Origin of the sequence: Streptomyces halobius, from assembly GCF_023277745.1 — a bacterium.
Lineage (GTDB): Bacteria > Actinomycetota > Actinomycetes > Streptomycetales > Streptomycetaceae > Streptomyces > Streptomyces halobius.
The window spans coordinates 1123648-1138561 of the sequence record NZ_CP086322.1 but is presented as its reverse complement, the minus strand read 5'-3'; the positions used below and the strand labels follow the sequence as shown (position 1 = coordinate 1138561).

General features: G+C 66.6%; 11 protein-coding genes and 4 pseudogenes. 9 read left to right on the top strand and 6 right to left on the bottom strand.

The window, feature by feature from the left end; translation table 11 throughout:
* Positions 1 to 33: 33 nt before the first annotated feature.
* Positions 34 to 1389 (top strand): cytochrome P450, encoded by a 1356-nt coding sequence (locus K9S39_RS05470; RefSeq protein ID WP_248862232.1) that lies wholly within the window; start codon positions 34 to 36, stop codon positions 1387 to 1389.
* An 86-nt stretch (positions 1390 to 1475) separates the two neighbouring features.
* On the opposite strand, the pseudogene K9S39_RS05465 reads toward K9S39_RS05470, so the two are convergent.
* A pseudogene (locus K9S39_RS05465) lies at positions 1476 to 2561 on the bottom strand (ISL3 family transposase); the annotation flags it as partial.
* 183 nt (positions 2562 to 2744) lie between these two features.
* Here K9S39_RS05465 and K9S39_RS05460 point away from each other — a divergent pair.
* Positions 2745 to 3197 (top strand): annotated as a pseudogene (locus tag K9S39_RS05460) (ISAzo13-like element transposase-related protein); the annotation flags it as partial.
* Between the two features lie 499 nt (positions 3198 to 3696).
* Here the strand turns inward: K9S39_RS05460 and K9S39_RS05455 are convergent.
* Complete coding sequence (locus tag K9S39_RS05455) at positions 3697 to 5838, bottom strand: MMPL family transporter (protein WP_248862231.1); 2142 nt, start codon at positions 5836 to 5838, stop codon at positions 3697 to 3699.
* Between the two features lie 799 nt (positions 5839 to 6637).
* Between K9S39_RS05455 and K9S39_RS05450 the strand changes: the two genes are divergently transcribed.
* The gene (locus K9S39_RS05450; RefSeq protein WP_248862230.1) at positions 6638 to 6832 is read left to right on the top strand and encodes a hypothetical protein; all 195 of its coding nucleotides are present in this window, start codon (positions 6638 to 6640) and stop codon (positions 6830 to 6832) included.
* Between the two features lie 1094 nt (positions 6833 to 7926).
* Positions 7927 to 8265 (top strand): annotated as a pseudogene (locus K9S39_RS05445) (IS6 family transposase); the annotation flags it as partial.
* 34 nt (positions 8266 to 8299) lie between these two features.
* On the opposite strand, the gene K9S39_RS05440 reads toward K9S39_RS05445, so the two are convergent.
* Positions 8300 to 9193 carry an IS3 family transposase gene (locus tag K9S39_RS05440; protein WP_248862229.1) on the bottom strand — a complete coding sequence of 298 codons (894 nt, stop codon included), beginning with the start codon at positions 9191 to 9193 and terminating at the stop codon, positions 8300 to 8302.
* On the bottom strand, positions 9190 to 9489 hold the full coding sequence (locus K9S39_RS05435) for a transposase (RefSeq protein WP_248862228.1): 300 nt from the start codon (positions 9487 to 9489) through the stop codon (positions 9190 to 9192). The genes K9S39_RS05440 and K9S39_RS05435 overlap by 4 nt, the downstream gene beginning before the upstream one ends.
* A gap of 414 nt (positions 9490 to 9903) precedes the next feature.
* Here K9S39_RS05435 and K9S39_RS05430 point away from each other — a divergent pair, with 414 nt between their 5' ends.
* On the top strand, positions 9904 to 10464 hold the full coding sequence (locus K9S39_RS05430) for a helix-turn-helix domain-containing protein (RefSeq protein WP_248862227.1): 561 nt from the start codon (positions 9904 to 9906) through the stop codon (positions 10462 to 10464).
* A gap of 330 nt (positions 10465 to 10794) precedes the next feature.
* Here K9S39_RS05430 and K9S39_RS42770 read toward each other — a convergent pair whose 3' ends face one another.
* Both K9S39_RS42770 and K9S39_RS05425 read right to left on the bottom strand, forming a co-directional pair.
* Positions 10795 to 10974 carry a hypothetical protein gene (locus K9S39_RS42770; protein WP_406708124.1) on the bottom strand — a complete coding sequence of 60 codons (180 nt, stop codon included), beginning with the start codon at positions 10972 to 10974 and terminating at the stop codon, positions 10795 to 10797.
* A gap of 36 nt (positions 10975 to 11010) precedes the next feature.
* Positions 11011 to 12090, bottom strand: a complete 1080-nt coding sequence (locus tag K9S39_RS05425; protein ID WP_248862226.1) for an IS3 family transposase — start codon at positions 12088 to 12090, stop codon at positions 11011 to 11013.
* Between K9S39_RS05425 and K9S39_RS05420 the strand changes: the two genes are divergently transcribed.
* From K9S39_RS05420 to K9S39_RS05405, 4 genes and pseudogenes are all read left to right on the top strand, one after another.
* The gene (locus K9S39_RS05420; RefSeq protein ID WP_283112283.1) at positions 12024 to 12803 is read left to right on the top strand and encodes an ISL3 family transposase; all 780 of its coding nucleotides are present in this window, start codon (positions 12024 to 12026) and stop codon (positions 12801 to 12803) included. The genes K9S39_RS05425 and K9S39_RS05420 overlap by 67 nt on opposite strands.
* Positions 12804 to 12908: 105 nt before the next feature.
* A complete protein-coding gene (locus tag K9S39_RS05415; protein ID WP_248862224.1) occupies positions 12909 to 13364 on the top strand; it encodes a hypothetical protein in 456 nt (151 codons plus the stop codon).
* Positions 13365 to 13416: 52 nt separating this feature from the next.
* Positions 13417 to 14250: a transposase gene (locus K9S39_RS05410; protein ID WP_248862223.1), complete on the top strand. Its 834-nt coding sequence runs from the start codon at positions 13417 to 13419 to the stop codon at positions 14248 to 14250.
* Between the two features lie 172 nt (positions 14251 to 14422).
* Positions 14423 to 14863, top strand: a pseudogene (locus K9S39_RS05405) (hypothetical protein); the annotation flags it as partial.
* Positions 14864 to 14914 lie beyond the last annotated feature (51 nt).

Genomic DNA, 14914 nt, shown 5'->3' with positions numbered 1-14914 from the left:
ACCCGTGGTGCGGTCTTGACGAAGGGCAGCGACATGCAACAGCGACCACCCGCACGAGCATCGATCCTGGAAACGGTTCTGCTGGGCACCAACATCCTCATCCCCACCCTCGCCCAAGGGGCGATCCTGCGCCGCCCCCGCATGGTCCGCCTTGCCGCCAGATTCGACACCAACCGCCGGGCCAACCGCACCCTCACACGTCTGCGCCGACGCCACGGCGCCGGCCCAGTCTCGGTCACCATCCCCGGGCGGCGGGTACTCCTGCTGCTCTCCCCGCAAGACGCCCGGCACCTCTTCACCTCCACCCCTGCCACCCTCACCCCCGCCAACCGGGAAAAGACCGGCGGCCTGCGCCACTTCGAACCCGACGGAGTCCTCATCTCCCCCAACGAAGACCGCCCCGAGCGCCGCGCGTTCAACGAGAGCGTCCTCGACTGGGACACCCCTGCCCACCGGCTCTTCCCAGCCCTCACCCCCCGCATCCGCGAAGAGGCCCAAGCCCTCCTCGCCCTCCACCACAGCTCGGGCCGGCCCCTGGACTGGGACGACTTCTCCGCGGCCTTCTGGCGCATCATCCGCCGTGTCGTCCTCGGGGACGCCGCCCGCGACGACCACCGCATCACCGAACTACTGGCCACACTGCGCGCCGACGCCAACTGGCTCAACCTGCTCAAGCCGAAGGACCGGACACGCGACGCATTCCTCGCCCGCGTACGCGCATACGTGGACAGTGCCGAGCCCGACAGCCTGGCCGCCCTGGTCGCCGCCACCCCCAGCACCGAAGCGGCCAAACCCGAAGGGCAGATCCCACACTGGCTCTTCGCCTACGACGCCGCCGCCATCGCCACCTACAGCGCCCTCGCCCTCCTGGCCAGCCACCCCGAACACGCCGACCGCGTGCGCACCGAAATCGACGCCACCGACCCCACCCAGCCGGCCACCGCCGACGCACTGCCCCTCCTGCGAGCCTGCATCCTGGAGTCGCTGCGCCTGTGGCCCACCTCACTGGCCATCCTCCGCGACACCACCGCGGAGACCACCTGGCACAACGGCACCACCACCCCGGCCGACACCGGTGTCGTCTACTACAGCTCCTTCTTCCACCGCGACGCCCAACACCTCCCCCACGCCGACCAGTTCGAGCCCGACGCGTGGCTGGACGGACGCAACAAAGACAACTGGGCGCTGGCTCCCTTCAGCCACGGTCCTGCGAAGTGCCCCGGTCAAGACCTCGTCCTCTTCACCGCCGCAACTCTCCTCGCCTCCCTCCTACGCGGCCATAAAGCCTTTTTGCTGCTCCCCCGCCGCCCCCTCGCCCCGCCCGTCCCACTGCCCCACACCATCAACCACACCTCTCTCCGCTTCGCTCTCACCCCAAGTAGCCACTGATCAGGCCCTGCAGCTCGGCATGGCGCTGCTGGCGGGTGTGTCATTTAACGGCCCTGTCTCACATTCGGTGGTGACGGACAGTGTTGCTATCCGAGGAGAATTCGGTGGCGGAGGAGGGTGAAGCCTGCTCGTCCGTGCATCTGGCGCGCGATCCGCTTGGTCTTGGTATTGACACCTTCGGTGGGGCCGTTGCTGTACGGAAGCGTGAGCGCGGCGATCACGGCGTCGCGGTCTTTGTCCAGACCCCGGGTGAAGGCGTGCAGATGGGGCAGGTCGGCTGCGCGGACCTGGGCGATCCAGCGCGAGAGCCTGTCGGCATTTCCGGCGCAAGGCGTCAAGAGTTCGACAAATCCCCTGATAGTGGAGGCCAGTTGGGTCATTTCGGGGCAGGCGGCGGTCAGACGGGCCAGAAGGTCGCGCTGTTCGGTCTTGAGGTTGTCGGGCCTGGTGAGGATCATCCGGGCGAGCCGGCGCGGGGAGATATGGCTGCGGTCGGCGTCCGCGCGGCCTTGGTTGATGTACTTGTGCAGGAGGTTGAGGCAGCCGGTGAAGCCGAGGGCCTTGATCTCTTCGAAGAGGTGCTTGACGGGGACGGCGGGGTCCTCGGCCCGGCGTTTGCGCAGGTGCTCGCGGTAGGGGTCGACGAGGCTGGCGCGGTATTTGGGGACGCGGAGCATGCGCTCGGGCCGGTCGGCGCGGGCGTAGCGTTTGACGGTGTTCAGGGCGAGTTGGAGACGACGGGCGCATTCGAGCAGGCCCACGCCCTGGTCGAGCAGGCCGTGGACCTGGTGCCAGCGTTCCAGGGTGGTCTGTGCGCGGGGCCCGTCGTAGAGGGGCGTGTCCAGGACGGTGGCCCAGCAGGTGCTGTGGGCCTTGACCTCGCTCAGGGCGGCCTCGCACAGATTGCGCCACAGATGCCACCTGTCCGCGACCTGCACTGCGTCGGGCAGGGCGCGGCGGATGGCCTCGGCATAGGTCGCCGAGCCGTCACGACACACGACCTCGATGCCCGGATGCTCGCGCAGCCACGCCTCCAGGCTGTCGGCCGTGCGGTCGGGCAGCACGTCGATCCGCTCATGGGTCTCGGCGTCGATCACCACGGTGGCATAGCGGTGACGCCGGCGCAGAGCGAAGTCGTCGACGCCGATCACGCGCGGCGTCCGCCCGGTGGGCGATGGGGTGGGGTCCTATACAGGATCTGCTCGGTGCTTGCCGGTCGGGCCGGTGCCGATGCCACGGGCGGACTTCGGTGCGCCAGCACCTGGGAAAACGTCGGGTTCCTGCTAGCGGTGGCGCCAGCCCTTGCTTGCGGCAGTTGGGCTCGTTGATGTGGCATGGGGCGCTTTGATGGATCGATGGATTCGTTACGGGCGAAGTTCGAGGCGGTGACGCCGTATCTGAACGAGCGGCAGCGCCGGATCCTGTACGGCGCGGAGGCCCGGCAGCTGGGGCATGGTGGGATCGCCGCGGTGGCGCGGGCCGCGGGGGTCTCGAAGGGCTGTGTCAGCCGCGGCCTGGCCGAACTCGACGCGGACGAGGAGCCGGGCGGGCGGCTACGGCGTCCGGGGGCCGGCCGCTCGGCCCTGGCGGAGAAGGACCCGGGGCTGGTGCCGGCCTTGCTGGAGCTGGTCGAGGACAGTACGCAGGGTGATCCGATGAGGCCGCTGACGTGGACGACGAAGTCGCTGCGCCGTCTCGTGGACGAGCTCGCTATCCAGGGCAGGAAGGTGGGCCGCGATACCGTCGCGGCCCTGCTGAAGGCGGCCGGGTACAGCCTGCGCGGCAACGCGCGGGTGCTGGCCGGCAGTCATTGGCTTCTGAGCGGTGTGGGTGGGTTTCGGCCCAGGCTGCCCGCGGCACCGAGGTCCATGAGGGCCTTGCATAGCTTGATTACGCGCGATTCGACACTCCGGGGCCGTCTCCATCAGCTGCCCGATACCGGGTGCACGACTGTATGTGCTCGACGAGGCTCTCCGCCCGCTGCCGATCGGCGCTAACGGTGAGCTTTACATCGGTGGCGCCGGGGCTCGCAGATACCACGGACGCCCGCCTGGTCCCCAACCAGCCACAATACGTAAACTGAGGTGCTCATCGAGGCCGCACCACTGAGCCTGCTCACGGCGCACGCGAAGGTCCGCCGAGACGGGTACCGGGGACAAACGGCCCGACCAGCACGGCATACGGGTGACTTGCCAGTGCGCCCTCGTGGGACGGCACCTCAACCTGCCGCTCGCCGACACTGTGGACCAGCTCCGACCTGTCGCCGAGGAGGCCGTGCGATGCTCCTGGGCGCCGGCCCTTTCGCACTCAGGACGTGGGCCCGCTTGGACCGCTCAGTGCCTGGGACCGTGATTTTCGGGCCCCGGGCAGCCACCAGTTGGCTCGGCCGAGCAGTCTCATCACTGCCGGCACGAGCAATGCCCTGATCAAGGTGGCCTCCAGAGCGATGGCGATGAACATCCCGACGCACACTTGCTTCACTGTGGTGACGCCGTTGCTTGCGAAGATTGCCGAGACCACCAGTACCACCAGGGCCGCTACTGAGACGACCGGTCCGGACTGCTGGAGCCCCTGTGCCACTGCGGCGGTGTTGTCCCCGGAGGCGTCGTAGTGTTCGCGGATACGTGACAGCAGGAAGAACTCGTAATCCATCGAGACCCCGGCCAACAGCAGAAGCAGGACAATCGGCTGAACGACATCGACGTACCCCGTGCGGGAGCCGTTGACGAGCCACAGCAGATGGCCGTCCTGGAAGATCCACACCAGTGCGCCGAACGACGCGCTCATGGACAAGGCGCCGATGACGAGCGCCTTGAGGGGCAGGACGATGGACCGCAGTGCCACCAGAAGGAAGACGAAGGTGAAGGCCGTGATGTAGAGCAGTGCCCAGGGAAGGCGGCGGTTCAGCATCTCAAGCGTGTCCAGGGCCATGGCAGCCACTCCGCCTACCAGGACCTCGCCTTTCCCCTTGCCCGGGGGCGGCAGTGCGCGGATGTCCCGCACGAGCGCGCGCGTGCCGGCGGCGTCGAGGTTGCCGGAGCTGTCGAAGTACACCACGGCGCTGTGCTGGGACTTGGCGGCGATGAGGCCGCCGCCGATGTCAGGCAGGGCCACGACCCTACTGGCCCAGGCTGTCAGGGACCGTTGTCCGGCAGGTGTGTCCAGCCGCTCCGGCACGGTCACCGCCACCTGGATGGCGTTCAGACCGTTGACCGGGAAGTCGTGCTGCAGGCTGTCGGTGGCCATCCGGGCCGATGCGTCGGCAGGTAGCGCCCGCTGGTCCGGGACGCCCAGGACGATGTGGAAGAACGGTGCGGTCAGCGCCGCCAGGACGAGCAGCACTCCGACCAGGTAGTGGCCCGGTCTGTTCATCACCGACCGGGCCAGCCGGGCCCATCCGCCACCGGCCCTGGCCTCGCCCGGCCGGGACCAGGGCACTCTCATGGAGTTGATCCGATGGCCGAGAAGGAACAGCGCCGCGGGCAGCGCGGTGACGTTCAGCACGACGCTCACCGCGATGACGAGAGCTGCCCCCACGCCGAACGCGCGCAGGGCGTCGATGGGGAAGAAGAAGACCCCTCCTGCGATGCCACACATGGTGACACCGGAGAGGAACACCGTGCGCCCGGCGGTGGCACAGGTGGTTTCCACGGCATCGGGCACGGTGGCGCGTCGGGCGAGCTCCTCACGGAACCGGCCGACGACGAACAGGGCGGCATCCACGTCCAGTGCCAGGCCAAGAGTTGTCACCGCGATCAACGTGGTGAACGAGGTCTCCACCACGTCCCGCAGCAGCACCAGGCACCCCAGGGTAATGCCGATGCTCAGTCCGCCGATGACGACCGGCAACACGGCGGCCACGGGACTGCGGAAGACCATGACGAGGAGGAGCAGAACGGCAGGGAACCCGATGAACTTGGCCTTCTCGAGATCGCTCAAGCCCCGCTGGGAGACTTCGTCAACGAGGGCAGTGGGGCCGGCGTACTGGAGCTGATAGCCGTCAGCCCGCAGGGCGCTGCGGAACCGCTGGTAGCTGTGCGCCCGTTGGGTGTCGTCCGACCCGGCCAGCATCACCGCGACCGCGGTGGCGTGCCGGTCACGGGAGACGAGCAGAGGCAACTCACGGGACCAATACGTCATCGTGGAGACGCCGGCCCCGGCCGGGACCGCCGACAGCGACTCCTCCACAGCACGGCGGAAGGCCGGGTCATCAACGGTGCGGCGCTGATGTCGGTACAGGACCACCACGTCCGCCCCACCCCGCCCGATACGTTCCCGCACCGCGACAGCCGCACGGTTCGATTCCGCATCAGAGGGGATGAACCCCCCGTAACTCAACCGATCGCCCACGCCCGAAGCCGCGAACAGAGCCACTCCAGCCACCGTCAGCGACACCAGAACAACGGCCCACGCGCGGCGAGCAACAATGCGGCCAAGCCTCGCGAACATCCCGACCTCCCCGGCTCCCTGCCCAACACGACCGGCATCCGTAGGCCCCGCGGACTCTGCGGAGCCACACAGCACAGCAACACCGCGCAAAGGGGCGAAGCGCGGAGAACCAGCTCCTCACGGTCATCCGGCACTGCCCTCTCACAAAAGAGCCGAGCCCCGATCGAGCGCAGCTGGGAAGAGGAGGGCCGCCCTCCCGCTGGTCAGAGCACCCCTGCACGCACTACGGCGTACTGGCTGGCCCGAAGGGACACAGGGCCTTCGACGACGAGCACACCGCCCTCTCAACCTGCTTCGTCGGCTGCGCCACAACACGTCCGCCGCGGCTCAACGCCTGGACACGGCCCCATCGCCGACGAGACAGTACTCGACACACCGTCACCTACCTTGAGACAAGCTGCACAAACCGTATTCAGGATCGGACGGCGAGCCCCGCCGCCCATTCGACCGCCTCAACCTCAGCCCCCAGCGACGGCGGCAGACGGTAACGCCGTCCCGGACAGGGAAGCCGGGCCCCTGGACGCGCAGCGTCTTCGTCTGTCCAGAGCGCTCCGTATCACAGCCGAAAAAACAACGTCGCCGGTTCGGTTGGCGGAGCGGGCGTTACGGCGTGTGCCGGACGTGGGCGTGCCGACTCCCTCCGGCACACACCGCATGGTGGGTGTCAGGCCCCGGTCACCTGCCCCCTGAACGTGGCGGTGGCACCGTCAAACGTCCCTTGCTCACACAGTTGAGCCGGAGCTGCTTGGGCGCTGCCCCGGTTCCGGCCGCCACGGCACCTGCGTAGGCACCGCTGGCGATGGAACCGCTGCTGATGTTGGCGGTGATGCCCTTGTTGGCCGTGGCCGTCCACACCATCGTGACCTCTACCGTGCTGGTCGCCCCGGACGGCCACTTGATTGTCCCGGGTCACGGTGGTCGTCGCTTTGACACAGTTGTTCCGCGCGATGGTGAACTGGACGTCACCGGTGGCCTTGCCGGTTTCTGTGCCTGAGACCGTACAGTTTCCGGTCCCGCATACTTGACGGACTTGCCTTCTTCCCCTGGGTCCTCAGTGACCGCGACGCTACCCATGCCATGGACGCACGTGATGGAGGCGGCCGACGTGCTGAACGATGACTGCGACGACGTGGCCGGGGCACCTGCGGTGCGGCCAGGACTGCCATACCGGCCACGGCCGTGAACAGCCCATAGACACTCAGGCAGGTCAGTCGACGCTGCCACGGGCGCATTGATTTCTTCGACTCAGTGGCATTCTCCAGCGCGCCACTCTGGATCATCTCTTCGGATGGCATATCACTCTCCTGGTGCTGGTGACTCCAAGAGCTGATCGAACCCGCCCTGCTGGAATCGAGGAATGAGAGTTCTGAGGTGGACGCGAGTTCGAGCTCCTCGCAGCCACTGATCGATGCCGCCATAGTGAGGTGACGCATGCACCTCTTCTAGGGTGACCACTCCGTGAACGTTTCCACAAGGATTAAGCGCGTAGAGCGTATTTTCGAGAAGCTCCTGCTGTGGAATGAAAAGAATCTGGCACACTGATCCAGTGTTGAAGATGCCTCGCAATGAGGGTCTGAAGTTGGAGAGTTGCCTGACGAGAGACCTTTCCTGCCACCTGCCCGTTCGGTGATCATTGCCCAAGCTGATGGATTTTGTTGACCTGGGGACGCCTGAAAAGACTGTGACGTATTTGGCGCATGCGGTCCCAAGTGGGAACCTTCGGAAAGCGTGGTTCGCGATTCCCTCCGCACGCGGATGCGTATACCTGGAGGCCACTTCGATGCCCTTCTGCTGCCCGCCCGTTCATCCGGAGGGCGCCTGAGGGCATTTGTGGCCGGCTGCGGAAGATGCGTCTTTGAGTTGATCCGTAGCCAACCCGCCGTGCGTTCTGCGGCGTTGTTTCCCCTGGACGCGCGGCAGCAGCGCTCCCGAAGATGCCGTAGAGCCTTGCGGAAGGACTCGCATAGGGTATATCGATATCCCCCCGCGCGTCAGCGGGAGCGGGTTCGGCCGTTCAGGCGCAGCGGAAGGCAAGGACGGTGTTGTGGCCGCCGAAGGCACTGTCACGTTGGCGGCGGGGCCCGTGAGATGATCTTCGCGTCGACCGTCTTGGGGAGCCGGCTTGTGGAGACCGTGGTGTCACCGTCGTACACGGGACACCGTTACCCGGTCGAGGTCATCTCCCACTGCGTGTGGCTGTACTTCCGCTTCCCGCTCTCGTTCCGTGAGGTCAAGGAGCTGATGCTGGAGCGAGGCGTGGTCGTCTCGTACGAGACGATCCGACGCTGGTGCGCCAAGTTCGGGCAAACATATGCGAACGGGCTGCGCCTGCGCCGCCCCAGGCCGGGCGACAAGTGGTACCTGGACGAGGTCTTCATCAAGATCAACGGGCAGATCCACTACCTATGGCGAGCCGGTCACCAGGATGTGAAGTTCCCCCGCGATCTTGGACACTCGATCCTTACGCTGCGAGGACGTGACCTTGCTCGTGCCGCTGCCGTATCTCCAGGGGAGTGAGGTAGCCCCACTCGGGGTGCTTGCGCAGCCGGCGGCGGTTATAGAAGGTCTCGATGAAGGAGAAGATTTCCGCGCGGGCGGTGGCCCGGTCGGGCCAGAAACGGGTTCCGATCTCCTCTTTCAGCACGGCGAAGAAACTCTCGGCCGCGGCATTATCGTAACAGGAACCCGTTCTTCCCATACTCTGCCTCAGATTCAACTGGCGTATCTCACGGCACAGTTCATCTGAGGTGTATTCGCTGCCGCGGTCCGAATGTGTGATGCATCCGGGCTTCAGGCGGCCGCGTCCGGCGGCCATCTTGAGTGCATCGACCACGAGCGTGGCCCGGTGGTGGTCGGCCATCGAGTAGCCGACGACCTCGCGGGTGGCCAGATCAAGCCAGGAAGCGAGATAGAGCCAGCCCTCGCCGGTGGTGATGTACGTGATGTCGCCGACAAGTTTCGTGCCGGGCGCGTGCGCGGTGAAGTCGCGGCCGATCAGGTCCGCAGCGGGCACAGCCCTCTTTGCCTGCCTCGTGAGGCCGCGGCGCCTGCGGCGGGTGTGGCCGGCAATGCCCCGCTCACGCATGACCCGTTCAATGCGCTTGCGGTTCACCCGCTTGCCCAGGCGCCGCAGTTCGGCGTGGATGCGCGGGGCACCGTAGGTGCCTTTCGAGGCGATGTGGAGCATGGTGATCTCGTGAGCGAGGGCGTCGTCGGCGGCTTCCCGGGCCGCGCGGGCCTTGGCCGCGGCCTGCCAGGCGTAGAAGGAGGAGCGGGCCACCTTCAGCAGCTGGCACAGGAAAGCGACCGGGTGGGTGGTCTTCTCCGCCTCGATGAACGCGTACACCTCGTTCACCGATCGCTCTCCTTCGCGAAGAAGACCGTCGCTTTTCGCAGGACCTCGATCGTCCGGGCCTGCTCGGCGGCGAGCTTGAGCAGCCGCTTGAGCTCTTCACGCTCATCGCTGGTCAGCTCGCCGGCCTGGCCCTGACCCCGGTCGATCCTGGCCTGCCGGTACCAGCCGCGCAGCGACTCCGGGCTGACCCCCAGCTCCCGGGCGACCTCGGTCACCGTCTTCCCGGACGAGTCGACGAGCGCGATCGCGTCCCGCTTGAACTCCGCCGTATACCGCTTCTTGTAGTTACTTCCCACCTGGCACTGCTTTCCCTGGGCTCACTCGTCCCAGTGTCCAGGTGCCCAGCTCACCGGGGGAACTTCACTGGGCCATCAGAGCCGTGAACATGCGCTCCCAGGTTCCGGCGGCAGCCCGCTACTGGCACGCCGACTCATCGATTCGCAGGGCGCGGAACCGTGGGGCATCTCCAGCAATGACGCGTTTCATCCCTTCCTTGGAAGGAACAGACCGTGCTGCGGATCCCCTGAACGCCCCCATGCTGGTGGTCCCCTTCGGGTGGAGACCCGAACGCATATGGCATGTGCCCGGCGATGGGGTTGGAGGAGAGTTGGGTTAATTTCGGAGAAGGAAGAGTAACATCCAGCCAACCACAGATCGATCAGGCGTAGAGAGCAGGCTGTGCCATGTCAGACTCGGAATTCGCTGCGCAGGTGGCTGCCAAGCTGAAGAGCATCGCGAAAGAGATCGACGATCTGCAGAAGCTCAAGGCAAAGCTGGAGGAGCTCCAGCACCACCTCGGAACCGGACCCCTGGACGAAACCGCCACACCACAGTCCTCGGAGGCCGACATCGAAGTGACGAAGCCGACCGTGCCTCGCGCACGACGCCCGGAAGCTGCCCGGCCGACGAAGAAGGCCGCGGCAGCAGGAAGCGCGAAGAAGCCGCGAAAGGCCAAGCAAGTCAAGGGCAAAGGACGGCAGAAGAGCCCCACTCGCGCCGACCGCATCCTCGGGCTACTCAACGAACAGCCACGCACGGTCTCGGAGCTGACGAAGCTGCTAGCACAGGAACACCCAGAACACGCTGCGCCCGAGACCGCCGTACGCAACACCCTGGAAAACTCACTCGTCGCCAAGAGCCTGGCACACCGCAGCAAGCAAGGTAGGAGCGTCTTCTACTCCCGCCCCGCACCCGAACCTGAAAGCGGCATCGAAGCCCAAGAACCCGACGCCGTCGATGTCAACGAGGACGTCGCGCCTGCCCCGATCTGACCAGCACCGTACCTCCATGCGCCGCACCGGCCGCTCGCCGCCCTCAGACCGGCTGCCAGCACACACGCTGACCACTCCCCCCAGGAACGTGAGTGGCGCCATCGAGGCCGGCCGGGTCAGGCGTGTGCACAGCGGCTCTTGGCGTCTTGGCCGCCACGCTGTTGGTCGGGGTGGCCCGCAGGAATCTCACCTGCGGGTCGCCCGATCAACAACGCTCAACCGTCTCGTCTGGTCGCCCCTCCGGGCAGCGGACTGGTGGTCGTTTGCCCCTGGGTCGGAAAACATCAGCCCTCTGAGCTCTCGGGCAGCGCCTGCACGAACGGATCTTTCTCAGAGCATTCCTCCTGGGAAGCGGGTGAGCTGGCTCAGTTCCGCCTCCAGGTCGTGGAACTTGACGTCAAGATGTTCGTGTTCCAATCCGAAGGGCACCATGGCCTTTGTCCGCTTGAGAAACTCCTCCACATGCTCTCGCGGGATGGCTACTTGCGCCGTTCCCTCTGGAGGGTTCAGTCGGATGTGTCAATCCCCTCGAACTGTGGAGGTCTTCTATGCGGCCAGCTCCAAGGCGGAGTTGGCTCGGTGGTTGGCTCGGTGCTCGTGTTCATAGTCGATCGGACTCCGGTACCCGCACACGCTGTGTAGCCGGTGCGTGTTGTAGAAGCCGGTGATCCACGTGGCGATCCTCAGTCGGGCCTCTGTGCGGGTGGCGAAGGTGTGCCGGTGGACGTACTCGACCTTGAGCACGCTGTTGAACGCCTCGCTGACAGCATTGTCGAAACACGAGCCGACCCGGCCCATGGACTGGGTCACGCCCAGGCGGCGGCATGCCTGGCGGAAGCGCCGGGAGCCGTATTCACTGCCGCGGTCGCTGTGAAAGATCACTCCCTTCACGTCGCCGCCGCGGGTAGTGGCGGCCACGTGCAGCGAGGCGACGACGAGCTCGGCATCGTGATGCTTGCCCATCGCGTAGCCGAGCAGACGCCGCGAGAACAGGTCGATGACGGTGGCGAGGTATAGCTTCCCCTCACCAGTTTCGAACTCGGTCATGTCGCCGCACCACACCTGGTCAGGTTCGGTGGCGGTGAAGTCCCGGCGGACGAAGTCCGGGGCCGCGGGGCGCTTGCCGGGCCTCGTTAGCCCGTGCCGTCGGCGGACCTTCCGCCCAGCCAGGCCGAGTTCGGCCATGAGCCGCGCGATGGTGTTCACCGAGACGTGCCAGCCCTGCCGTACCAGGGTGAGCCAGATCTTCGGGGAGCCGTAGGTGCCTCCCGAGTTCTCGAAGATCTGCTTGATCGCCTCGGTCAGCTGTCCGCGCCGGATCTCGCGGGTAGTGGTGGGCTTGTCGCGCCACTTGTAGAACCAGGACTCCGACACCCCCAGAACCCGGCAGGCGAGACGGTGCGGGATGTGATGCTGTGAGCGATCACGTAATTCGGCTCTGGCGATGATCTTGTGGTCGGGTCCGTGCCTGCAGGGTGACCCGTTGCGTTGTCGGAGGGTGTGATTCGCGGAGCCTTGAGCTCGTTCTTCCTCATCTTGCCGGTGTAGTAGTCGAGTTCGTGCAGAGGACGGTAGAACGGATAGTCCTTCATGCCCGGGCTCGTGCGGTCGAGGGAGAGTGCCCACATTGCGGTCAGATGCCCCGCCAGGTACACGGTCGCTATGTTCGGCGGCTGGCCGATGCGGCGCTGGGTGGCAGAGCAGTGATCATTGAGCTTCTGGTCCGCCGTTTCCTGTGCCGGAACGCCGCATGCTCCGCCGTCACGTTCACCGAGCAGGTGGAGGGACTGACCGCTCCACACGCGCGGTACACGCCGCCGCTTCGGCGGATCCTGACCACGATTGCGGTGGCGATGGCCGGCCGCCCGGGAGCCCGAATGGCGGCTGCGCTCGGGGTCCGTGCCGCCAAGGACACCCTCCTTCACCTGCTACGCACCGTCCCCGAGCCGAAGGTCGGACCCGTACGGGTACTGGGGGTGGACGACTTCGCTCTGCGCAAGGGGGACTCCTACGCCACCATCCTTGTGGACCTGGAGGCTCGCCGGCTCATCGACGTCTTGCCAGGACGGGATGCCGAGCCCCTGGCCGCATGGCTGTCCGGCCACCCTGAGGTGGAGATCATCTGCCGGGACCGGGCAGGCACCTACGCCGAGGGGGCACGGACCGGAGCTCCACAGGCAGCGCAGATCGCCGACGGATGGCACTTGTGGCGCAACCTCGCCGAAGCTGTGGAGAAGACAGTGATATCTGCACAACCTGAATCGCCGCTGGTCAGCGGGTCTGGCGTGGGAGACCGGTGGCATACTCGCCCTGGTCGGGGGCGGGAGTCTGGAGCGTAGATCATCTGACGGGTCGGAGTGGGCGGTTTGCGGTTTCGGCCGCGCTGCGGCCGGCGAGGTTCCTACGATCGCGGACGGGATGCCTGGTCGTTCGGGAGGGAAGCCGTGTCGTCGCTGGAGAAGATCGCCGCTCGCCGCGCTGAGCTGGACCAGCTTGCGGAGGCGCTGGCCAAGCAGTTGGCCGAGGTGGACGCCGAGCGCGAGGAACTCGCGGTCGCGGAGCGGGTGCTGCGCCGCCTGTACGAGCAGGAAGCCGAGGCAGCGGCCGGGCCGGACGCCGGTCCACCGCAGCGGGTGCAGGTCGCGGGCCGGCCGGTGCTGAAGGTGCCGCACCGCAGCGAGGTGCCGGATGCGTCCGCGCTGCCTGCCGACTATCAGCGGATGCTTGAGATCGTGAAGGCGGCGGGCGGGCCGGTGATGGTCAAGGACGTCGGTGCCGAGCTGGGGATCGAGGTGGCGATGCCGGGCCGGCTGGAGCCGCTGCGCGGGAAGCTGTCGAAGCTGGCCGGGCGGAGCTGGCTGCACAAGGTGCCGAACGGCACCTTCACCAGCCGACTGTGATCCGCGCTCTTCAGGCCGTAACTAGCGGGCCCCCGGCGCGAGTTGGTGAGGCATGCCTACCAAAACCGTCCCGGCCGGGAACCACACCGAGCTTGTCTACCAGTGCCGGCTGCCGCTGTCCACGCAGACCCTGCGCTACCTGACCGGGCTGCTGGGTGCCCACCTCAAGAAGATCAAGTCGAGGTGGCGGAAGCTCCCGACCGGCAGGATCACGGTGATCGTGCTGGCCGCGCTGCGTCATGACCAGCGCCTGGCCGACCTCGCCGGCGGCAACGCCGTCTCGCGCACCACCGTCGACCGGTGGCTGAAGGAGATGATCGATCTGCTGGCCGCCCGCGCCCCTCGGCTGGAGCGGGTGCTGGCGAAAATCGCCCGCGAGGGTGGCAGCGTCGTCCTCCTCGACGGCTCACTGATGTCCACCCAGCGCCGCACCGGACTGCCCATGCGGCGCCGCTGGTCGGCCAAGCATAAACGGCACGGACTGCTGGTCATCGCTCTGACCGACATCAAAGGGCGGCTGTTGTGGACCTCCACCGCCCGCCCGGCGCGCGGCTCGGAGATCACCGCCTGCCGCCACGACGGCCTCGTCAGCCGGCTGCGCGAGGCGGGCCTGGCCGCGGTCGCCGACCTCGGCTTCGTCGGCCTGGACGACGACACCGGCGATCCGGCGGTCATTACCGGCTACAAGAAGCCCAAGGGTAAGAAGCTCTCGCCCGCGAAGAAGCTGGTCAACCAGCTGATCGCCGCCGAACGGGCGGTCTGTGAGCACGCGTTCGCCCACTTGAAGAACTGGCGCGTGCTGACCAGGCTCCGCCTCGACGTGAAGTGGGCCACCCGGCTCGTCCGGGCGCTGATGATCCTGAACCAGCACGAAATCGCCCGCTGACCGACGATCTTCACACCAGACAGGCCCTGACGACCAGCAAGAGCACATCGTCACCCGCCCACGCCACCCCTGTGACCTGCACGTTCAGGATGAACTCAACTCAATGGACAGTGGCAGTCGGCTGGGTCAGCAAGTGCAGTGCACCACTCCAACCAAGGAGGGAACACGCACCATGACGGAAACCCTGAACGACTTACGGACGGGTCGAGCGCTCGTCGACGATGAGCTGTTCGACAGCATCGCGCGCTTCACGGTAGTCCACTTCGGGCAGACCCCGGAGCAAGCGGAGCGCATCACGGACCAGGCGCTGGCCTTCGTCGCCACGGCGACCGCGGCCACAGTCCCCATGGTCCCGAGCGACGATGTGGATCATGGTCTCCACGCGTTTATTCTGCACACCAGGGAATACGGGGAGTTCTGCCAGCAGTACGCCGGCCGGTTGATCCACCACAACCCGCGTCCCGGTGGCGGAGGCCGGACGGTGGAGGCTGTCAAGGCCAGCGCGCGTGCCATGAAGGCCGCGGGCTTCATGGTCTTCGATGACCTGTGGACCGTGAACGGCGAAAACGCCGCACAGTGCGACTCGGACTGCGGTAGGCCGTACAACATGTCGTGCACAGCCGAGAACGATGACGGTGACATCGTTCCGCCGGATGACGTCCCG